General features: G+C 71.2%; 15 protein-coding genes and 1 pseudogene. 9 read left to right on the forward strand and 7 right to left on the reverse strand.

Annotated features, from left to right (window positions below):
* The first annotated feature begins 362 nt into the window (after nt 1-362).
* Complete coding sequence (locus ABD481_RS36200; protein ID WP_344670366.1) at nt 363-1,712, forward strand: HRDC domain-containing protein; 1,350 nt, start codon at nt 363-365, stop codon at nt 1,710-1,712.
* A 74-nt stretch (nt 1,713-1,786) separates the two neighbouring features.
* Here ABD481_RS36200 and ABD481_RS36205 read toward each other — a convergent pair whose 3' ends face one another.
* Complete coding sequence (locus tag ABD481_RS36205) at nt 1,787-2,377, reverse strand: hypothetical protein (RefSeq protein WP_344670367.1); 591 nt, start codon at nt 2,375-2,377, stop codon at nt 1,787-1,789.
* A 7-nt stretch (nt 2,378-2,384) separates the two neighbouring features.
* Nucleotides 2,385-2,897 (reverse strand): winged helix-turn-helix transcriptional regulator, encoded by a 513-nt coding sequence (locus tag ABD481_RS36210; protein ID WP_344670368.1) that lies wholly within the window; start codon nt 2,895-2,897, stop codon nt 2,385-2,387.
* A 177-nt stretch (nt 2,898-3,074) separates the two neighbouring features.
* On the opposite strand from ABD481_RS36210, the gene ABD481_RS36215 reads away from it, so the two are divergent.
* From ABD481_RS36215 to ABD481_RS36230, 4 genes are all read left to right on the forward strand, one after another.
* On the forward strand, nt 3,075-3,746 hold the full coding sequence (locus ABD481_RS36215; protein WP_344670369.1) for an FMN-dependent NADH-azoreductase: 672 nt from the start codon (nt 3,075-3,077) through the stop codon (nt 3,744-3,746).
* Nucleotides 3,747-3,845: 99 nt separating this feature from the next.
* Entirely contained in the window at nt 3,846-4,244 is a 399-nt protein-coding gene (locus ABD481_RS36220) for a type II toxin-antitoxin system PemK/MazF family toxin (protein ID WP_344670370.1), read from the forward strand.
* An 88-nt stretch (nt 4,245-4,332) separates the two neighbouring features.
* Entirely contained in the window at nt 4,333-5,547 is a 1,215-nt protein-coding gene (locus tag ABD481_RS36225) for a thiolase family protein (protein ID WP_344670371.1), read from the forward strand.
* Entirely contained in the window at nt 5,544-7,661 is a 2,118-nt protein-coding gene (locus ABD481_RS36230) for a 3-hydroxyacyl-CoA dehydrogenase NAD-binding domain-containing protein (RefSeq protein WP_344670372.1), read from the forward strand. Before ABD481_RS36225 ends, ABD481_RS36230 begins: the two co-directional genes overlap by 4 nt.
* A gap of 6 nt (nt 7,662-7,667) precedes the next feature.
* Here ABD481_RS36230 and ABD481_RS36235 read toward each other — a convergent pair whose 3' ends face one another.
* The 4 genes and pseudogenes from ABD481_RS36235 to ABD481_RS36245 form a co-directional block, all read right to left on the reverse strand.
* Nucleotides 7,668-9,746: a GTPase gene (locus ABD481_RS36235; RefSeq protein WP_344670373.1), complete on the reverse strand. Its 2,079-nt coding sequence runs from the start codon at nt 9,744-9,746 to the stop codon at nt 7,668-7,670.
* A gap of 2 nt (nt 9,747-9,748) precedes the next feature.
* Nucleotides 9,749-12,472, reverse strand: a complete 2,724-nt coding sequence (locus tag ABD481_RS36240; protein ID WP_344670374.1) for a hypothetical protein — start codon at nt 12,470-12,472, stop codon at nt 9,749-9,751.
* Nucleotides 12,473-12,499: 27 nt separating this feature from the next.
* Nucleotides 12,500-13,099: pseudogene (locus ABD481_RS47530) on the reverse strand (GTPase); the annotation flags it as partial.
* A 92-nt stretch (nt 13,100-13,191) separates the two neighbouring features.
* Nucleotides 13,192-14,040, reverse strand: a complete 849-nt coding sequence (locus tag ABD481_RS36245; RefSeq protein ID WP_344670375.1) for a TetR/AcrR family transcriptional regulator — start codon at nt 14,038-14,040, stop codon at nt 13,192-13,194.
* Between the two features lie 224 nt (nt 14,041-14,264).
* On the opposite strand from ABD481_RS36245, the gene ABD481_RS36250 reads away from it, so the two are divergent.
* From ABD481_RS36250 to ABD481_RS36265, 4 genes are all read left to right on the forward strand, one after another.
* Nucleotides 14,265-15,437 (forward strand): acyl-CoA dehydrogenase family protein, encoded by a 1,173-nt coding sequence (locus ABD481_RS36250; RefSeq protein WP_344670376.1) that lies wholly within the window; start codon nt 14,265-14,267, stop codon nt 15,435-15,437.
* A 93-nt stretch (nt 15,438-15,530) separates the two neighbouring features.
* Complete coding sequence (locus tag ABD481_RS36255; protein ID WP_344670377.1) at nt 15,531-16,703, forward strand: acyl-CoA dehydrogenase family protein; 1,173 nt, start codon at nt 15,531-15,533, stop codon at nt 16,701-16,703.
* 68 nt (nt 16,704-16,771) lie between these two features.
* Complete coding sequence (locus tag ABD481_RS36260) at nt 16,772-18,313, forward strand: long-chain-fatty-acid--CoA ligase (protein ID WP_344670378.1); 1,542 nt, start codon at nt 16,772-16,774, stop codon at nt 18,311-18,313.
* Nucleotides 18,310-18,759: a MaoC family dehydratase gene (locus tag ABD481_RS36265; RefSeq protein WP_344670379.1), complete on the forward strand. Its 450-nt coding sequence runs from the start codon at nt 18,310-18,312 to the stop codon at nt 18,757-18,759. The genes ABD481_RS36260 and ABD481_RS36265 overlap by 4 nt, the downstream gene beginning before the upstream one ends.
* 96 nt (nt 18,760-18,855) lie before the next feature.
* Here the strand turns inward: ABD481_RS36265 and ABD481_RS36270 are convergent, their stop codons facing one another.
* Entirely contained in the window at nt 18,856-20,049 is a 1,194-nt protein-coding gene (locus tag ABD481_RS36270; protein WP_344670380.1) for a calcium:cation antiporter, read from the reverse strand.
* Between the last annotated feature and the right edge of the window lie 541 nt (nt 20,050-20,590).

A 20,590-nucleotide genomic window follows, 5' to 3' on the forward strand; every position in this document is an offset into this window, starting at 1 on the left:
CCCACAGAACGACATGGCTACGACCCGACTTGCCGGCGTGCACGCCGCCAGCGCCAACCGGGTCCGACCGGCCGCCGGGCTGCCACCCGGCGCGGCGGCCCTGACCCGGGCCAACGGCGCCGCGCTGGCCGCGCACGCCGGCTGCCGCGATCTGTCCGCGCGCGAGATCGAGGTCCTGCGCCTGGTCGCCGACGGCCGGTCCAACAAGGCCATCGGCCAGGCCATGGGCCTGTCCGCGCTGACCGTGAAAAGCCATCTGGCCCGGATCGCGCGCAAGCTCGGCACCGGCGACCGGGCAGGGATGGTCGCGGTCGCGCTGCGCGGCGGGACCATTCACTGACAGCGGTCGTTACTGTAAGGACGTGACGAGTTCCAGTACGCCGGGCGGACCGGCCAGCCCCGAGCCGACAACGACGGGCGCCGAACCGCCCCGCGCCCTGGTCCCGCTGCTGGATCCGCGCGAGGGTCTGCCGGCCGTCACGAACACCGCCGAGGCGCTGGCCGCCGCGGTGGAGCGGCTGGCGGCCGGCACCGGACCGGTCGCCGTCGACGCCGAGCGCGCCAGCGGCTACAAGTACAGCCAGCGGGCCTACCTGGTGCAGATACGCCGCCAGGGCGCCGGCACGTTCCTCATCGACCCGATCGCCTGCCCGGACCTGTCGGCCCTGGCCGGCGACGGTCCGGTGCTGGCCGGTGCCGAGTGGGTGCTGCACGCCGCCAGCCAGGACCTGGTGTGCCTGGCCGAGGTGGGCATGGTCCCGCCGGCCCGCCGCGCCGACGGCACCGGCGGCCTGTTCGACACCGAGCTCGGCGCCCGCCTCGGCGGCCACGAGCGCGTCGGCCTGGGCCCGCTGGTGGCCGAGGTGCTGGGCCTGGAGCTGGAGAAGGGCCACTCGGCCTCGGACTGGTCCACCCGGCCGCTGCCGGACGCCTGGCTGCGCTACGCCGCGCTCGACGTCGAGGTGCTGGTGGAGGTGCGCGACATCCTGGAGGGCGAGCTGCGCACCGCCGGCAAGCTCGACTGGGCCCGGCAGGAGTTCGACGCCGTGGTCGCCGCGCCGCCGCCGAAGCCCCGCGCCGAGCCCTGGCGCCGCACCTCCGGCCTGCACAAAGTGCGCCGCCCGCGGCAGCTGGCCGTGGTGCGCGCGCTGTGGGAGTCCCGCGACGAGCTGGCCCGCCGCCGCGACATGACGCCGACCCGGGTGCTGCCGGACCAGGCCATCATCGACACCGCCCTGACGCTGCCGACCAGCACCGCGCAGCTGCGCACCATCCCCGGCTTCAGCGGCCGGATGCGCTCCGGCGACGTGCCCCGCTACTTCGACGCGCTGACCAAGGCCCGGCAGCTCAAGGAGAGCGAGCTGCCGCGGCCCGGCGCCGCGCCCAGCGACGGGCCGCCGCCGGTGCGCGCCTGGGCGGACAAGGACCCGGCGGCGGCCGACGGGCTGAGCGCGGCGCGCGAGGCGGTCGCGGGCCTGGCCGAGCACTACGTGCTGCCGGTGGAGAACCTGCTCGCGCCGGACTCGCTGCGGCGGCTGTGCTGGTCACCGCCGGTGCCGGAGCCGGACCCCGCGCAGGTGGCGGTGTTCCTGACGGGGACCGGGGCGCGATCCTGGCAGGTCGAGCTGACGGCGCGCACGATCTCCGAGGCGCTGCACAAGGCGGCGACGAACGCGGCGACGAATGCGGCGCAGGGGGTTGAGAACGGGTAGGGCTGCCGGTGGTCTGCTGCTCGGTGGCCTGCTACCCGGTACCTGCTAGCCGGTGCCTGCTACCCGGCGGCCTGCTACCCGGTCGGGCACTTCATGCCGACCGGGACGGTCACGTGGTGGACCACGGGATCGCCGGCGATGGCGACGTCGAGCGGCAGGCACGCGGTGGTGCGGCGGTCGAGGAGGTTGTAGCCGCCGACGTACCAGCAGTCCCAGGTCTTCTCGGCCTCGATGCGGGGCTTGCCGGTATAGGTCACGGCGGTCGCGCCGAGCGGGCCGATGAAGTCCTCGGTGGCGATGCGGGCGTAGGGGAGAGCCGCGGCGCCGATGCTGATGGTGACGCTTGGCTGGTCGGCGTGGACGGCGATGCCGCCTTTGTAGAAGGTGACGCCGTCGTCGCCGGGCTCCGGATTGGGGCCGTACGCCGCCAGGTCGGGCATGGAGGGCAGCACCACCTTGCCGATGGTGATCTGGTCGGCAGAGGGCGGTACGGGTTCCGAGGTGCGGCAGTGGGCCGTGACGAACGGGGGATCGGCCTTCGCCTCCGGTGTCTTGGAGACGTCGGCCTTATGGGCGCCGGAACGCGTGCATCCGGCGACGGCCGGACACACGACCAGGACCGCTGCCAGTCCCAGGGCGAGCGGCGACGTTTTCGAGGCTCTCATGCCCTCCCTACACCGCTGTCGGCTCGGCGGTTCCCTTCACCGTGGCGGTCTTGAGCTCGTCGGTCTTGAGGTCTTCGGCCTTGAGCTCGTCGGCCTTGAGCTCGCCGGTCTTGAGATCTCCGAGTTCCCCGGCCTGCTCCGCGTCGTACGCCTCGCGGTGGGCGCGCACCTGGTCGGCGTTGTCCGCGACCCAGTTGACCAGCTGCAACACCGGCGTCAGCAGGCCGTGCGCCAGCTCCGTGAGCTCGTACTCGACCCGGGGCGGCACCTCGGCGTAGACGGTCCGCGTCACCAGGCCGTCGCGCTGGAGCTGGCGCAGGTTCAGCGTCAGCATCCGCTGCGAGATCCCACCGACCTCGTGCTGGATCGCGCTGAACCGCAGCGGCCCCAGGTGCAGCGCCCCGATGATCATCAGGCTCCACTTGTCGCCGATCCGGCCCAGCAGATCCCGCACCAGCTCGTTCTCTTCGCCACGCTCCTGGCACACCGACGGCGGCCCCAGCGTCTTCACCTCTGTCACCTGCGCTCCTTCCCGATGTTCCCGATGTCCCCGATGTCGCCGACCTGCCCGGCTGACCTGGACAGGCACATCGATGTGCCTGGCAGCACGTGCGTGTGCCTTTTGTAGACCTTCCTATAGTCATCCATCATGTGGTCACGCACAAATAGTAACCAATCCAAAAGGAGCAATCCGGCCATGGCCACGCTGCTGCACATCGACGCCTCCCTCTTCCCCGACGGCGCCAGCGCCTCCCGCGCCGTCACCACCGCCTTCTCCGACGCCTGGCGCGCCGCCCACCCCGAGGGCACCGTCGTCCACCGCGACCTGGCCGCCGCGCCGCTGCCCCACCTCGACGCCACGACCTTCACCGCGGCCGTCACCGACCCCGCCACCCACACCGAGGCCCAGGCCGCCGCCTATGCGGCCCGCGTGGCCCTGGTCGAGGAGGCGGAGAACGCCGACGTCATCCTGATCGCGGCGCCCATGTACAACTTCGGCGTGGCCTCCTCCCTGAAGGCCTGGCTCGACCACATCATCTTCCCGGGGCGCACCCTGGGCGAGGGCACCCAGAGCCTGGCCGGCAAGCGCGTCGTCGTCGTGGCCTCCCGCGGCGGCTCCTACGAGCCCGGCACCCCCCGCGAGGAGATGGAGTTCGTCAAGAACTACCTCGCCGCGGTCCTCGCCGCCCACCTCGGCATCACCCCCGAATTCATCACCATCGAGCTCACCCTCGCCCCCACGACGCCCGCCATGGCCGACCTGATCCCGCTGGCCGACGCCTCCCGCGCCAGCGCCCTGGCCACCGCCGCCGAGAAGGCGCGCGAGCTGGCCGAGGAGCTCGGCGGCAAGCTGCCGGCGGCGGTCTGACCCGAGGCCCGAAGCGCTGCCCCCGCCGCCGAAGTCGGACCGGAGACCCGGCACCGATATCGGATACCTTCGTAGCAGTGGACGAAGGAGGCGGGGGCAGTGCTGCGACGCGGCGACGTGTGGTGGGCCGACTTCGGCGAACGACGCCCCGTCCTCCTCCTGGGCGAGGCCGCCGACGGCCAGTTCCGCTGCGTCCAGATCGTGGAGCCGGCCGGCGTCGACCTGACCGGCATCGGGCTGGAGGTGCCGCTGGGCGCCGAGGACGGCCTGCCGCTGGAAGGCGTCGTGCGTGTCGCGTACGCCCGCCCCGGGTTGGTTCCGTGCACCTGGCTGGCGACCGTCACGGAAGAAGACGTGCTTGAACACGCCGGCACGGTGTCCCAGGCCAAACTCGACCAGGTCGAGGAAATCTTGCGCCTCGGCGAGCTTCCGCCGCCCCGACCTTCCCGCCCCGACCTCCCCTCTCCGCCCCGTGACCCTCCGTACGCCACCCCGTGACCCCCCTCACGCCGCACCACGCTCGCCGATCCTTGTTACCCGCGAGTAGCATGGTCCCCAGAATCGTTCCGCGTGGAGGAGAGCCAACGTGCCTCAGACCCAGAGGGCCGTGCGACAGGTGGTCTTTGTCGACGGCGTCCGCACCCCCTTCGGCAAGGCCGGCCCGAAGGGCGTCTATGCCGAGACCCGGGCGGATGACCTGGTCATCCGCTGCATCCGCGAGTTGCTGCGCCGCAATCCGGGGCTGCCGGCCGAGCGCGTGGACGACGTGGCGATCGCCGCCACCACCCAGATCGGCGACCAGGGCCTGACCCTGGGCCGGGTCGCGGCGCTGCTGGCCGGCCTGCCCAAGACCGTCCCCGGCTACTCGATCGACCGGATGTGCGCCGGCGCGATGACCGCCGTCACCACCACCGCCGGCGGCATCGCCTTCGGCGCCTACGACGTCGTCGTGGCCGGCGGCGTCGAGCACATGGGCCGCCACCCGATGGGCGAGGGCGTGGACCCCAACCCGCGGATCGTCGCCGAGAAGCTCGTCGACCCCTCGGCGCTGGTCATGGGCTCCACCGCGGAGAACCTCCACGACCGCTACCCCGAGCTCACCAAGGAGCGCTGCGACGCCTTCGCCGCCGCCTCCCAGGAGAAGTACGCCAAGGCCCTGGCCGACGGCAAGTTCCACGACGTCCTGGTCCCCATGTCGGCCCGGCACGCCGAGCAGGGCTACAGCCTGGTCACCGCCGACGAGCCGCCGCGCCCCGGCACCACCGTCGAGGACCTCGCCGCGCTGAAGACCCCGTTCCGGGTCCGCGGCCGCGTCACCGCCGGCAACGCCGCCGGCCTCAACGACGGCGCCACCGCCTGCCTCCTGGCCGCCGAGGACGTCGCCGAGGAGCTCGGCCTGCCGGTCCGCATGCGCCTGGTCTCCTACGCCTACGTCGGCGTCGAGCCCGAGGTCATGGGCATCGGCCCGGTCCCGGCCACCGAGAAGGCCCTGGCCAAGGCCGGCCTCACCATCGACGACATCGGCCTGTTCGAGCTGAACGAGGCCTTCGCCGTCCAGGTCGTCGCCTTCCTGGACCACTTCGGCATCGCCGACGACGACCCCCGCGTGAACCCCTACGGCGGCGCCATCGCGATGGGCCACCCCCTGGCCTCCTCCGGCGTGCGCCTGATGACCCAGCTCGCGCAGCACTTCGAGGAGCATCCCGAGGTCCGCTACGGCATCACCAGCATGTGCGTGGGCATCGGCATGGGCGGCACGGTCATCTGGGAGAACCCCCACTGGAACGGAGAGAACAAGTGACTCAGGACCTCACGGCTCTGGCCGCCGATCTCTTCCCCGACGAGGTCGTCACCAACGCCCCCGTCCAGGTCTTCGATCTGCCCGGCGGTTCCGGCCGCTTCGCGCTGATCACCCTGGACAACGGCTTCGACCACACCAAGCCCAACACCTTCGGCCCCGGCGGCCTGGTCCGCCTCGGCGCGGCCCTGGACCAGGTCGAGGCCGCCGCGGCGAACGGCGAGATCGTCGGCGTCGGCGTCACCGGCAAGCCGTTCATCTTCGCCGTCGGCGCCGACCTCAAGGGCGTCGAGGTGGTCCGGAACCGCGAGCAGGCCCTGGCCATCGCCCGGGCCGGCCACGACACCTTCAAGCGGCTGTCCGCGCTGCCGGTCCCGTCCTTCGCCTTCGTCAACGGCGCGGCCATGGGCGGCGGCGTCGAGGTCGCCCTGGCCTGCACCTACCGCACCATCTCCTCCGGCGTCCCGGCGCTGGCCTTCCCCGAGTGCTTCCTGGGCCTGGTGCCCGGCTGGGGCGGCTGCACCCTGCTGCCCAAGCTGATCGGCCCGGACGCCGCGGTCACCGTCATCATCGAGAACGCGCTGTCCCAGAACCGCATGCTCAAGGGCCCCAAGGCCTACGAGCTCGGCATCGCCGACGCCATGTTCGAGCCCGTCGACTTCCTGGAGCAGTCGATCGCCTGGGCCGAGCAGGTCATCGCCGGCGAGACCGCGGTGGAGCGCAAGACCTACTCCGCCGAGGACTACGCCGCCGCCGTCGCCCGCGGCCGCCAGGTCGCCGACTCCAAGGTGCACGGCGCCGCCCCGGCCCCGTACCGCGCGCTGGACATCATCGAGCGGATGGCCACCGGCTCCGACGACGAGGGCTTCGCCCTGGAGGACGCCGCGCTCGCCGATCTGATCATGACCGACGAGCTGCGGGCCGGCCTGTACGCCTTCAACCTCAACCAGAAGCGGGCCAAGAAGCCGTTCGGAGCGCCGGACAAGGCGCTGGCGCGCCCGGTGACGAAGGTCGGCGTGGTCGGCGCGGGCCTGATGGCCTCGCAGTTCGCCCTGCTGTTCGTGCAGCGCCTCCAGGTGCCGGTCGTGATGACCGACATCGACCAGGCGCGGGTGGACAAGGGCGTCGGCTACGTCCACGAGCAGATCGGCTTGCTCCAGCTCAAGGGCCGGCTCGACCAGGACCAGGCGAACCGCCTCAAGGCCCTGGTCTCCGGCTCGCTGACCAAGGACGCCTTCGCCGACGCCGACCTGGTCATCGAGGCCGTCTTCGAGGAGATGTCGGTCAAGCAGCAGGTGTTCGCCGAGGTCGAGGCCGTGGTCCGGGAGGATTGCGTGCTGGCCACCAACACCTCCTCGCTGTCGGTCACCGAGATGGCGTCCAAGCTGCGCCACCCCGAGCGGGTCGTGGGCTTCCACTTCTTCAACCCGGTCGCGGTGCTGCCGCTGCTGGAGATCGTGCGCGCCGAGCAGACCGACGACGCCTCGCTGGCCACCGCCTTCGCGGTCGGCAAGACGCTGCGCAAGTCCTGCGTGCTGGTCAAGGACGCCCCGGCGTTCGTCGTGAACCGGCTGCTGACCCGCTTCCTGGGCGAGGTCACCGCGGCGGTGGACGAGGGCACCCCGATCGAGGTCGCCGACCGCGCCCTGGAGCCGCTGGGCCTGCCGATGTCGCCGTTCGTGTTGCTGGAGCTGGTCGGCCCGGCGGTGGCGCTGCACGTTGCCGAGACCCTGCACGCCGCGTTCCCGGACCGGTACGCCGTCTCCCCGAACCTGGCCAAGCTGGTCGAGGCCGGCAAGAAGGCCATCTACCGCTGGGACACCGGTGTGCCGGTCATCGACCCGGAGGTCCTGGAGCTGTTCCAGCCCGGCGACGCGCCGTCCAGCGAGGAGCAGGTCCGCGACCGCGCGCTGGCGGCGATGGCGCAGGAGATCGACCTGATGCTGACCGAGGGCGTGGTCGGCGAGGCCCAGGACATCGACCTGTGCATGCTGCTCGGCGCCGGCTGGCCGTTCCACCTCGGCGGCATCACGCCGTACCTGGACCGCACCGGCGTGTCCGAGAAGGTGGCCGGCCACCGCTTCCTCGCGCCGGGGGTGGCTTCCCTCCCTGAGTAAGGGTGCTTATTGTGTAGGTCGCCCCTGTCCCCCGCCGGGCAGGGGCACCTCGCGTTCACCGGACCCCGCCGTGAGGTCGCGTGCGAGGGTCCACGCTCTGATATAACGTTCGTGCTCTGCTATAAGCGGCGCGAACAGCAGCTGTTCGGCGGCGGCGCGCACCCGCTCGGCCATCCGGTCGGCCACCCGCCCGCGCAGCGCGGCCGCGGCCCGGCGCGCGGCCGGCCGGCACAACAGGTCCAGCACCGCTCCGGCCGCGATCGCCGCCAGCGTCACCACCAGCGGGAACGGCACCGCGCCGGTGTCCGGCAGGCTGGTGTCCTTCGCCCCGCCGGCCGCCGCCAGCGCGATCGCCCCGCCCGCCCCGACCAGCGCGGCCGTCAGCAGCATCCAGTGCAGCACCTGCACGGCCGTCCACCAGCGCGGCACCAGTCGCGGCCCGACCTCGGTGCCGGACAGCGTGGCGTCCAGCGTGTCGGCGAGCGTCTGCACGCAGCGGTCGCCGATCCGGCGCATCTCCCGCGCCCAGGGCCGCGGCAGCGTCCCCGCGACGCGCTCCACGGCCGTGGCGACGGCGGCCTCGACGTCGTCGTGCTGCACCGGGGGCGGGGCCGGCTCGGCGGCCACCGGGGCCGTCCAGGGGGCGTAGCGGGACTCCTCGTCGCCGCGGGTGCGGGATATCAGGGTCATGACGGCGTGGCGCAGCGGCCAGCCGGTGACGGCGGAGGCGCGGCGGCGGTAGGTGGCCTCCAGCAGGTCGGAGAGGGCGCGCATGCTGGTGCTGTCGCGGATGGCGGCGAGGGTGGCGTTCTTGGCCTGGTCGGTGAGGCCTGGTTCGAGGGCTGTTGTGGTGGTGGTCGTGATGGTTGCTGCTGCGCTGGGCGTGGCGCTCGTTCCTCCGCTTGCTGCGCTGCTTACCGTGCTATTCGCCGCGCTGCGGGGTGCCAGTTCGGCGGCCACGAGCGCGGCGGCCCGATCCACGTCCGCGGCACTGCGGGTCAGCGCCGCCTGCTTGCGCCACACCCGCTCGGCGATCAGGTCCCTGAGTTCCTGGAGACCTTCCCCGGTCCGCGTCGACGTGACGAGCAGCGGCACATCATCGAGCCCTGACTCGCCCAGCAGCCGGCGCAGATCGCCCGCGACCGCCTGCACGTCGTCGGCTCCCAGCTCGTCGCTCTTGTTGAGCACCACCACCAGGGCCTGCTGATGGTGGTCGAGCTGCTTGAGATACCGCTCGTGCCACGAGGCGTCGGCGTACTTCTGCGGATCGGTGACGAACAGCAGCAGGTCCGCCGCGGCCGCCGCCCGATCGGTCTCCTCCCGGTGCGCCCGCACCGCCGAGTCGTGGTCCGGCAGGTCGATCAGCACCAGCGGCGCCAACTCCGGCTCGGCCCGCCGATGCGCGCCGTCGAGCAGCGAGCCCCGCAGAGTCCTGTTGTGCGGCCCCACCCCGATCCGGTCGAGCAGGGCCCCGGCCCCGTCCGCGCGGTCCGGATCCCACACGCAGGCCAGGCCGGTGGTCGTGGTGGGCCGGATGGCCCCCACCGGGGCCAGGTCGAAGCGGATCAGGGCATTGAAAAGCGACGACTTGCCGCTCCCGGTCGCACCGGCGATGGCGGTGACGACGTGATCGGGCGACAGCGCGATGCGCTCGTGGACGCGCAGGAGGATCCGCCCGACCTCCTCGGCGACGGCGGGAGTCAGGCGGTCCTCGGTGTCCTTCAGGAGGCCCTCCAGGGCCGCCAGGCGGGTGGTGAGGGTGCGGGGGTCGGCCGACGCGGCGGCTTGGGAGCGGGGGGACGCGGCGGCCGGCGGTGCCGGAGCCGGCGGGGGGATCGGTGCTGCCGGTGCTGCCGGTGCCGCGTCGCCCTCAAGGCCCTCAGCTACGCCAACTCCCTCAGCTACCTCAAATCCCTCAAGCCCCTTAACTCCCTCATCGCGTTCATCGCGCTCGTCATGCTTGTCGCGCGCATCACGCTCGTCGCGCGCATCACGCTCATCGGGCTCGTCACGCTCGTCACCCGGCAGGTCGATTGCTCCCGCCGGGATCCGCGTGTCGGCCGCCTGTTCGGTGTTGAGATCCATTCCTAGTTTTCCTTGCTGCGTGCGGTGGCCACGGCCGCCCGTGCGTCGTTCAGCGCCTGCATCTCGGCCGGGTCGACGGCGTACGCGGCCAACTGCCGCCGATGCACGTCGGCCGCCTGGTCGAGCAGCCGGGCGTTGCCGTCCTTGAGTCCTGACACGGCGGTGGCCAACAGTCGTTCGGCATCCTCGGCCCCGAACATAGTGCGCAACAGGCCCAGAGCGGCACCAGCGGCCGGCTCCCTGAGCTTGCCGGGATTGTCAGCTTCCGCCGCCGCTCCAGTGCTCGAATTCCCCGCACCGCTGGGACTTTCCAAGGCCCTCGTGCCTCCCGCGCCGCCCACGCCCCCCACCGCTCCCGCGCCACCGGCCAGCGCGGCCACTCCCAGCACCAGCGCCGCACTGCGAATACCCGCCCCCGCCGGGCCGATCGTCCGCGTCGTACGGCGCGACCGGGCCTGATCACGAATCGCGCCCGGCAGACTGTCGAGCCACGCGGCCGCGGCGCGCGCCGGATCGGTCGCCTTCCGGGTGGCCTCGTCCGGCGCCGCCGGCTCCGGCGCCCCGGGCGTCAACTCCCACTGATCCGCCGTCTTGCGCGCGGCCCGCTCCAACGCGGCCCGATACGCACGCGCGACCGTCTCCACCAACGCGGCCCGCAACGGCGCGGTCGCGGCATCATGCCCGGCCTGGTTGTGGAACCGAGCACTCCAGTCCCCGCCCTTGCCCGCCTTCCCCGCCGCCGCCTCGGCCCCGAACAGAGCACTGACCCGCCCGGACCCCAACACCTCCTGCCACCGGATCCGCACCTCACCCCCGAACAACTCCCCCCCATCCACCAACCCCCGAAACCTCACCCGTTCAGCGGTATGCACCCTCTCCAAACCCTGATGCAATACCTCAAGAGCCAACCGCTGCCCCTCCCAAGCACCGGCCACCTCCGCACAAAGCCTGTCCACGACATCAAGCCGCCCGGCCACCCCGAGCCGCCCGATGCGTACCCTCCCCGCGGTGTCCGCCCCCGCATCCCTGAGCCACCCCCACAACCCGGCCACCACCCCGCCGGGCAACAACCCCCCACCCCCCGCCGGCCCCCCCGCACGCCCCAGCCCGCCGTCCCCATAACCAACCTCCTCCACCACGAACAAAGGAGCCGCCCCCAACCCATTCACCCGCAACAACTCCGCAAACGCCCCCCCGACCTCCGCCACCACCCCCGGCACCACCCGCCCCAACACCACCGCCACCGGCACCCCCCGCCCCCCAACCCCCCGCAAAACCCGCCACACAGCAGCATCCGCATACCGCTCCGCACTGACCACCGCCACCACCAGATCCGCCGCACCCACCACCCCCGCCGGATCACTGTCCACCGTGTCCAGAATCGCCACACCACGAGGGAGGGAGGGGGAGGGGAGGGGAGAAGAAAGCAGAGGCGCAAGCGCCCCCGGAATCCGATCAGCGAGCGACGCCGCACGGCCGACGCCGGCGAGCGACGCCGTCGGGCTGCCGCTGCCGCCAACGTTGCCGCTGTCGCCAACGCTGCCGCTGTCGCCAACGCTGCCGCTGCCGCTGTCGCCAACGCCAACGCCAACGCTGCCGCCGCTGCTGTCGCCAACGCCAACGCCAACGCCAACGCTGCCGCCGCTGCTGTCGCCAACGCCAACGCCAACGCCAACGCCAACGCTGCCGCCGCTGCTGTCGCCAACGCCAACGCCAACGCCAACGCCAACGCTGCCGCCGCTGCTGTCGCCAACGCCAACGCCAACGCTGTCGCTGTCGCTGTCGTCAACGCCAACGCTTTCGCTGCCGCGCGCCGCCGGAGTCCGATCGGCGAGTGACGCCGCGCTGCCGCCGCCGACGACCGACGCCGTCGGGTTGCTGCCAACGCTGTTGCCGCCGCCAACGCCAAGGCCGCCGCCAACGCCGCCGCCGCTATCGCTATCGCTATCGCTGCTGTCGCTGTCGCCAGCAATGTTGCTGCCGTCGCTCGCCGCCGGAGTCCGACCGGCGAGTGACGCCGCGCTGCCGCCGCCGACGACCGACGCCGTGGGGTTGCCGCCGACGTTGCTGCTGTCGCTATCGCTGGCGAGCGACGCGGCCACGTGACCGGTGCCGGTGCCGACGGCCTGTACGGTCGGCGGCCGGTCGATACTGGCGGCGATATGCGGGCTGGCGCTGCCACTTGAGTCGCTACTGGCCAACGTCGCTGGGCGATCGGCCCCGTCGGCGAGCGACGCCGCCGGGTGGTTGCTGGCGTCAGTGAGCGACGCTGCCGAGTGGCCGGTGCCGGCGAGCGAGGAAGTCGTGTGGTCGGCGTCGGCGTCGGCAGCGTCGTCGGCGGCGTGCAGGCCCGCGTTGCCGCTTGGGCCAGCGCTGGCCAACGCCGCTGCACGGTCTGCGCCGGTGGCGAGTGACGCTGCCGAGTAGTCGGCGTCGGCGAGCAGCGCGGTCGGGTTGTCGCTGGTGCTGGCGAGCGATGTTGCCACGTGGTCGGTGCTGTCGGCGAGCGATGCCGTTGCGCGGTCGGTCGCCTCGGGGGTGCGCGGGCTGGCGATGCCACTTGGGCCGGCCGCGGCATGGGTTGCCGCGAGTTCGGTAGCAGTGGCCTGGCTTGGGCCGCTGCGGCTGCTTGCATCGGCGTCTGCGAATGCTGCCATCTGCCCGCTGTCCCCGATGCCGCCGCGCGTGCCGACGAGAGCGGCGACGGAGGCGCCATCGTCCGCCAAGTCCTCCGGGTGGCAGACCAGTACCGGGGTCCGCGTCGTTGGGCGGAGTGGGCCGGTTGCCGACAAGTGGGCGCCTGCCAGGGCGTTGAGCAGCGTTGACTTGCCGACGCCGGTGGGGCCGGCGAGGGCGGCGAGCAGGGGGGCGGTGGGGGTGTGGAGGCGGGGGAGGACGGCGGTGGTGAGGATGTGTTGGATTTCGGTGCGGGCGTGGCGGGCTGGGGGTGCGGTGGGGAGGTCGAGGGGGAGGGTGATGGCGGTTGTTGCGGTGAGGAGGGCTTCCGTTGCTGCTGTGAGGGGGTCTGGGACCACGGGGTCTGGGACGCTCGTGGGAGCGGGGGCGGCAAAGGACGTACCGGCATGAGAGGCCGCGGGAATCGGGGCGCCGGTGTTCGATACGCCAGCATCCGCAGTCCCGGAACCCGCAGCCTCGGCCTCGCCGCTCCACGCATTCGCAGCGCCATCACCGGCGGCGCGACCATCCGCAACGCCGCCGTTCCCACCACCCCCCTCCGCCGTCGTTGCCGCGTCCCCAGAGCCAGAATCCGACGTCGAATATCGAGCGGGCTGCGCAGGGTGGTCGGGTTCGTCTGTCACCTTGTTGTCTGTGGCCGCCACAGCGCGAAGCATGCCGGATGTGGCGTGGCGGGGGAACCGGGTTGGCGAAATCCTGTGTGGGTGGGGGTGATGTCGGGGGCGAGTTGTGATCGTGGGGGGAGGGGTCAGGGGGTTCGGGCCTCGGTCTGGAGGGAGGTGAGGCGCAGTTGGAGGCCGTCGAGGACGGCGGTCAGGCCTACTTCGAAGGCTCGCTCGTCGATCTCGCGTTGGTGCTCGGCCAGGAGGTGGGCCTGGTCGAGGTGGGGGTAGACGCCGGCGTAGACGGAGGCGTCGGCGGGGAAGCTGCCGGCGAAGGAGCCGAGGGCTGAGCCGATCACCAGGGAGCGCATCAGGGCGCCGATGCTGGTGGCTTCGCGGCGGGGCCAGCCGGCGTCGACCAGGCCGCCGAAGACGGCGTCCGCCATGCGGAGTTGGGCCGGGCGGCGGCCGGTGCCTTGGGCCAGGGCCGGGACGACGTTGGGGTGCGCCGCCAGGGCCGCGCGGTAGGAACGTGCCCAGGTGGCGAGGGCTGAGCGCCATGGGGGAGGGGTGGAATCGGATGGTGCCGGCGCCGAACTTAAACCCGCGGAAGTCGCCGAAGGCACCGAAGCCGTGTCCTCGGACGGCGCCGAAGCCAGAGCCGCCCGAGCCGCCGGAGCTGGAGCCGCCGGAGCGGCCGAAGCCGCCCGAGCCGCCGAACCCACTCTCCCCGCAGCCGCCGAACCCAGCTGTTCAAAAGGCGAACCCAACCCCTCAAAAGCCGAGACATCGACATCCGCCACCACACTGTCCACCACAGCGTCGATCAGCTCATCCTTCGTCGCCACGTGGTTGTACAGCGACGGCCCGCTGACCCCCAGTTCCGCCGCCAGCCGCCGCGTCGAGAGCGCGTCCAGTCCCTCAGCGTCGACCAGCGTCAGCGCCGCGCGGACGATGCCGTCCCGGCTGAGCAGCGGCGTACGTGGTCGAGCCATCGGTCACTCCTCTCCCTGTAGTCCTGCGCCCCTGTACTCCTGCGCCCCTGTGGACCTGCGCGCCCTGTACTCCTGCGCCCCCGCACCCGATTCCGAAGAAGGCCAGTAAATCCCGTCCGGGAAACCTTGCGACGCTAGTTTTTCCAGGTTAGCCTCAAGGAAACTCCCGCCGCTAGTTTTAGCCGCGTCCCGCATCCGGCCCCGAACCCTCCCAAAGGTGACCGATGGACCTGTCCCTCACCGACGAGCAGCAGGCGGTTCGCGCCCTCGCCGCCGACTTCGTCGACCGCGACGTCATCCCGTACGCCACCGCCTGGGACCGCGCCGAGTCCGTCGACCGCGCCATCGTCAAGCGGCTCGGCGACCTGGGTTTTCTCGGCATGACGATCCCGGAGGAGTACGGCGGCTCAGCGGGGGACCACGTCGCCTACTGCCTCGTCATGGAGGAGTTGGGCCGCGGCGACACGGCCGTGCGCGGCATCGTCTCGGTGTCGCTCGGCCTGGTGACGAAGCCACTGCTCGCCCACGGCACCGAGGCCCAGAAGCGCGAGTGGATCCCGAAGCTCGTCGCGGGCGAGGCCCTGGGCTGTTTCGGCCTCACCGAGCCCGGCAACGGCTCCGACGCCGGTCACCTGAAGACGAAAGCGGTCCGCGACGGCGACGACTGGCTCATCTCCGGCACCAAGATCTTCATCACCAACGGCACGTGGGCCGACCTCGCCCTCGTCTTCGCCCGCACCGGCACGAACGAAGCTGCTCAGGGGAGTAGCGACGGCCCCCGAGGCATCACCGCCTTCCTCGTCCCCACCACCGCCCCCGGCTTCCAAGCCCGCGAGATCAAGGGCAAGCTCGGCCTCCGCGGCCAAGCCACCGCCGAACTCGTCCTCGACAACGTGCGCGTTCCCGCCTCCAGCGTTCTCGGCGACGTCGGCCAAGGCTTCAAAATCGCCATGTCCACGCTCGACAAGGGCCGCATGTCCGTCGCCGCCGGCTGCGTCGGCCTGATGCAGGCCTGCCTGGACGCCTCCGTCACCTACGCCCGACAACGCGACCAGTTCGGCAAGTCCATCGCGCACTACCAACTCGTCCAGGAGATGCTCGCCGACATCTCCGTCGACCTGGACGCCGCCCGCATGCTCGTCTGGCGCGTCGCAGACCTCGTAGAGCGCGGCCAGCCCTACGCTACCGCCGCCTCCACCGCCAAGCTGTTCTGCTCCGAGGCCGCAGTCCGCGCCGCGAACAACGCCATCCAGGTTTTCGGCGGTTACGGCTACGTCGACGAGTACCCGGTCGGCAAATACCTGCGAGACGCCAGGGTCCTGACTCTCTACGAAGGCACCTCCCAGATCCAGAAGCTGCTGATCGGCCGTGCGCTGACCGGCGTCAACGCCTTCTGAGCCGGAGACAGAGCCAGAGCAGAGCCGGAGACAAAGCCAGCGCCGGAGACAGAGCCAGCGCCAGCGCCACGCGACAGAAAGCGAACAACACCCATGGACTTCGGCCTCACCGACGAACAACAAGCCGTCAAAGACACCGCCCGCGCCTTCGTAACCAAAGAACTCCTCCCGCTGGAGCAGGAAGTCCTCCGCCGCGAACGCGCCCACCACCCCGGCCTGGACCCCGCCGAACTCCGCGAACTCCAGCTCAAAGCCAAGAAGTTCGGCTTCTGGGGCCTGTCCACGCCCGAGCAGTACGGCGGCATGGACCTGCCCGCCGTCATGCAGTCCCTGATCTGGCAGGAACTCGGCCGTACCTGGGTCCCGTTCCGTTTCGGCGGCGAGGCCGACAACATCCTCTACTACGCCAACGAGCAGCAGCAGGCCGAGTACCTCCTCCCCACCATCGCCGGCGACCGCGTCAGCTGCTTCGCCATCACCGAACCCGGCGCCGGCTCCGACGCCGCGAACATCAAGTTCTCCGCCCGCCGCGACGACACCACCGGCGACTGGATCCTCAACGGCGAGAAGACGTTCATCACCAACGGCAACGACGCCGACTTCGTGATCGTCGTCGCCGTCACCGACAAGGAGAAGGGCGTCCGCGGCGGCGGCACCACCGCCTTCCTCGTCGACCGCGCCATGGGCTGGAAATCCGAGTTCATCCAGACCATGGGCGAAGGCGGCCCGGCCGCCCTGGTCTTCGAGGACGTCCGCGTCCCGGCCCGCAACATCCTCGGCGAGATCGGCCAGGGCTTCGAACTGGGCATGAAGTGGATCGGCAAAGGCCGCTACATCATCCCCTCCAACGCCATCGGCATCGCCGAGCGCGCGCTGGAGATGGGTATCGAGTACGCCAACACCCGCCACACCTTCGGCCAGCCCATCGGCGCCAACCAGGCCATCCAATGGATGATCGCCGACTCCGAGGTCGAGCTGGAAGCCGCCCGCCTGCTCGTGCTGCGCGCCGCGTGGGCGATCGATCAGGGCCTGGACCCCCGCCACAGCTCGTCGATGGCGAAGCTGTACGGCGCGGACATGGTGAACCGCGTCGTCGACCGCGTCCTGCAGATTCACGGCGGCATGGGCTACACCCGCGAACTGCCGATCGAGCGCTGGTACCGTGCGGTGCGGTTGTACCGGATCTTCGAGGGGACCGATGAGATGCAGAGGCTGATCATCTCGCGCGACCTCCTCAAGGGCTATACGAAGGTCGGCAAGCTTTAGACGAGGTCGGCAAGCTCTCGACGCAGCGCCGCCCCATCACCCCGGCCCCCATCAGGAAGCGAGCAGCAATGACCACCCTCTCGCTGGCGAGCGTCCTCGCCGAGCCGGCCTGGCGCTGGCCCGCCAAGACCGCCTTGGTCGAAGGCGAGCAGCGCCTCACCTTCGCCGAGCTCTGGCACCAGGTGCGCCGGCAAGCCGCCGCCCTCGTCGACCTCGGCGTCAGACCGGGCGACCCGGTGGCGCTGATGTGCCCCAACACCACCGAGTTTCCTCGCGCGTACTACGCGATCCTCGCCGCCGGCGGAGTTGTCGTCCCGGTCCACCTTCTGCTCACCGCCGACGAAGTCGCGACCGTGCTGAAGGACAGCGGCGCTCGCCTCGTCATCGCCCACGCGATGTGCGCCCCGACCGCCACCGCTGCCGCCGAGCAGGCCAGCGCCGAGCAGCCCACCACCGACCTCCCAGTCGTCACCGTCGGCCCCGGCGGCCGCCTCGAAGAACTCACCGAGCGCGCCGCCCCGCTTCCGACATTCATCACCCGCAAGCCCGAGGACCCGGCGGTCATCTTCTACACCTCCGGGACCACCGGCACGCCCAAAGGCGCCGTCCTGTCCCACCTCAACCTCGTGCTGAACGCCACCGTCGACGCCTACGACGCCCGCGACGAGGTCCGCCGCGACGACGTCGTCCTGGCCTCGCTCCCGCTGTTCCACACCTTCGGCCAGACCGTCAGCATGAACGCCACCTGGCGGCTCGGCGCGACCGTCGTCCTGCTCCCGCGCTTCGACGCCGACGCCGCCATCGCGCTGATGGCCAAGGAGAACGTCACCACCTTCCACGGCGTCCCCACGATGTACCTGACGCTGGTCGAGGCCGCGGCGCGCGCCGAGCGCCTGCCGCGCCTGCGCCGCTGCGTCTCCGGCGGCGCCTCGCTTCCGGTGCCGGTCCTCGAACGCTTCGAGGCGGCGTTCGGGGCGAGGGTGCTGGAGGGCTACGGCCTGTCCGAGACCTCGCCGGTGGCCAGCGTGAACCAGCTCGCCATCGGCACGAAGCCGGGCACCGTCGGCCATCCGTTGTGGGGCGTCGACGTCGAGATCGCCGATCCGGAGGTCGTCGACAGCGTCAAGCTGCTGCCAGCCGGCGAGCTCGGCGAGATCGTGATCCGCGGCCACAACGTCTTCACCGGTTACCTGAACCAGCCGGAGGCCACGGCCGCCGCGGTCGTCGACGGCTGGTTCCGTACCGGTGACCTGGGCCGCAAGGACGACGAGGGCTTCATCTCGATCGTCGACCGGACCAAGGACCTGATCATTCGGGGCGGCTTCAACGTGTATCCGCGCGAGGTGGAGGACGTGCTGGTGCGGATGCCGGGGGTCGGTGCGGTGGCGGTGATCGGGGTGCCGGACGAGCGGCACGGCGAGGAGATCGTCGCGGTGGTGGTGCGCGGCGAGGGGGTGCCGTCGGCGGCGGAGATCCTCGACTACGGCAAGGAGCATCTGGGACGGCACAAGTATCCGCGGCGGGTGGAGTTCGTCGACGCGCTGCCGTTGGGGCCGAGCCACAAGGTGCTCAAGCGTGAGCTGCGGGACCGATTCGGAGGTGCGGAATGAAGGTCGTGACGTTCGAGGAGCTGGCCGGCGCGGTCGGCGAGGAGTTCGCCGGCGAGGAGTGGCTGGAGATCACGCAGGAGCAGATCGACCAGTTCGCCGCCGCCACGGGCGACCACCAGTGGATCCATGTGGACCAGGAGCGGGCGAAGGAGGGTCCTTATGGGCGCACGATCGCGCACGGGTTCCTGACACTGGCGCTGATGGTGCCGTTGAGTAACCAGGTGGTGCAGGTCACCGGGACGCGGATGGGCGTGAACTACGGTCTGGACCGGGTGCGGTTCATCACGCCGGTGCCGGTCGGCTCGCGGGTGCGGGCCAAGGTGAGGTTCACCGAGCTGCGGGAGGTCGAGGGGGGATGGCAGCTGAGCCGGACCGTCACGATCGAGTTGGAGGGGGCTGAGAAGCCCGCTTGCGTCGCGGAGAGTTTGGTGCGGCTTTATCCGTGAGCAGCTAGGTCACAGTGTCGCCGGCGCCTTGCCGCCGATCGCGATCATGGTCATGGTCATGGTCGCAATCACGGTCACGGTCGCGATCACGGTCGCTCACGGGCTGACGGCCAGCACCAGATAGCTGAAACACACCGCGAGGTGCACGCCGCCCTGCACCAGCGTCGCCCGGCCGCGGACGAACGTCAGCGAACCGGCGGCCACGGTCAGGGCGAGCAGCACCATGTGGCTGGCGTCGAGGCCGAGGATCAGCGGCGAGGACAGCCAGATGGTGGCCACGGCGATGGTCGGGATGGTCAGCCCGATGCTGGCCATCGCCGAGCCCAGGGCCAGGTTCAGGCTGGTCTGGAGCTCGTCGCGGTGCGCGGCGCGGACGGCGGCGATCGACTCCGGCAGCAGAACCAGCAGCGCGATCGCCACGCCGACCACCGAGTGGGGCAGCCCGGCGCGGTCGACGCCGCGTTCGAGCGTCGGGGAGACGCCCTTGCCCAGGCCGACGACCGTGATCAGGGCGAGCACGAGGAGGACGAGGCTGGTGAGGGCCTGGCGCGAGGTGGGGCGGTCGCCCTCGTAGCCGTGTTCGTCGTAGCCGGGAGCTGGATTCTTGGCAGAACCGGCGGCCGGGCCCGTCTCGCGCGGGTCTTCGTAGTCCGCGTCGTCGTAGTCGGCGGCCGGATGCGCCGCGTCGACCGGGAGGAAGTCCGGCCGGTGCCGCACGGTCATCGCCACGATGAAGAGGCCATAGAGCACGATCGAGTCCAGCGCGGCGTTGGTCAGCTGCGTGGTGTTGAACTCCGGGCCCGGCTGCGAAGTGGTGAACGTCGGTAGGACCAGCGTCAACCCGGCGAGTGTGATGATCGCACCGAAGACCGTGGCCGCGCCGTCGGCATTGAATCGCGCCAACCCCCGCTTCAACGCCACCAGCAACAAACACAGCCCCGCGATCCCATTGCAGGTGATCATCACCGCCGCGAACACCGTGTCCCGCGCCAACGTGGCCGACTTCTCCCCATTGGACGACATCATCGTGACGATCAGCGCGACCTCGATCACCGTGACCGCGACCGCCAACACCAACGACCCGAACGGCTCCCCGACCCGATGCGCCACCACCTCCGCATGATGCACAGCGGCCAGCACCGAACCGGCCAGGAACAACGCGACCCCGGACACCACCCACCCCGGCAGATCACGCCCCCAGGTGAAGCCCAGCAGCACGGCCGCGAGGATCGGGACGAGGGTGGACCAGGAGGCCCACGGGGGCACGCGGCGGCTGGACTCAGTGCTCATCGGTGGACACCATCACGCAGCCGGGGGGCGGGGGGCCAGCCGGTTCGGCTGAATGGGTTAGGGGACACCGCCGACCGCTGACCAGTGATGCTCGACTCCGACACTCACCGACACTGACACTCACCGACTGCCGACCGCTTGACTGCTCGACCGCTCGACCGCCGACCGACCGCCGACCGCTCGACCGCCGACTGCTCGACCGCCGACCATCGATCACTGACTCCGACCGCCAGCCTGACCTCGATCGCTGATCCTGACCACCGATTACTCGATGCCAATCGCCAGCATCCTGTGCTCGATGCTCGATGCTCGATGCTCGATGCTCGATGCTCGATGCTCGACTGCCGACTGCCGACTGCCGACTGCCGACTGCCGACTGCCGACTTCGGCTGCTGGCTGCTGGCTGCCGACCGCCGGCACCCTCTGCTCGATGCTGGCTGCACCAGCCGACTGTTCACCGCTCACCGCGACCATCGGCACCGATTCGCCGCCCCCGACTCGCGCCGATCGTCGACCGCCAGTTGCCGACTTCCCGCCAACC

The organism is Catenulispora yoronensis, assembly GCF_039531695.1.
GTDB lineage: Bacteria > Actinomycetota > Actinomycetes > Streptomycetales > Catenulisporaceae > Catenulispora > Catenulispora yoronensis.

Excerpts from the sequence above, each read along its gene's own strand:
- ABD481_RS36205 (WP_344670367.1), bottom strand. The coding sequence starts at position 2,377 with ATGAGAGCCTCGAAAACGTCGCCGCTCGCCCTGGGACTGGCAGCGGTC.
- ABD481_RS36215 (WP_344670369.1), top strand. The coding sequence starts at position 3,075 with ATGGCCACGCTGCTGCACATCGACGCCTCCCTCTTCCCCGACGGCGCC.
- ABD481_RS36235 (WP_344670373.1), bottom strand. The coding sequence starts at position 9,746 with ATGGATCTCAACACCGAACAGGCGGCCGACACGCGGATCCCGGCGGGA.
- ABD481_RS36245 (WP_344670375.1), bottom strand. The coding sequence starts at position 14,040 with ATGGCTCGACCACGTACGCCGCTGCTCAGCCGGGACGGCATCGTCCGC.
- ABD481_RS36250 (WP_344670376.1), top strand. The coding sequence starts at position 14,265 with ATGGACCTGTCCCTCACCGACGAGCAGCAGGCGGTTCGCGCCCTCGCC.
- ABD481_RS36255 (WP_344670377.1), top strand. The coding sequence starts at position 15,531 with ATGGACTTCGGCCTCACCGACGAACAACAAGCCGTCAAAGACACCGCC.
- ABD481_RS36260 (WP_344670378.1), top strand. The coding sequence starts at position 16,772 with ATGACCACCCTCTCGCTGGCGAGCGTCCTCGCCGAGCCGGCCTGGCGC.
- ABD481_RS36265 (WP_344670379.1), top strand. The coding sequence starts at position 18,310 with ATGAAGGTCGTGACGTTCGAGGAGCTGGCCGGCGCGGTCGGCGAGGAG.
- ABD481_RS36270 (WP_344670380.1), bottom strand. The coding sequence starts at position 20,049 with ATGAGCACTGAGTCCAGCCGCCGCGTGCCCCCGTGGGCCTCCTGGTCC.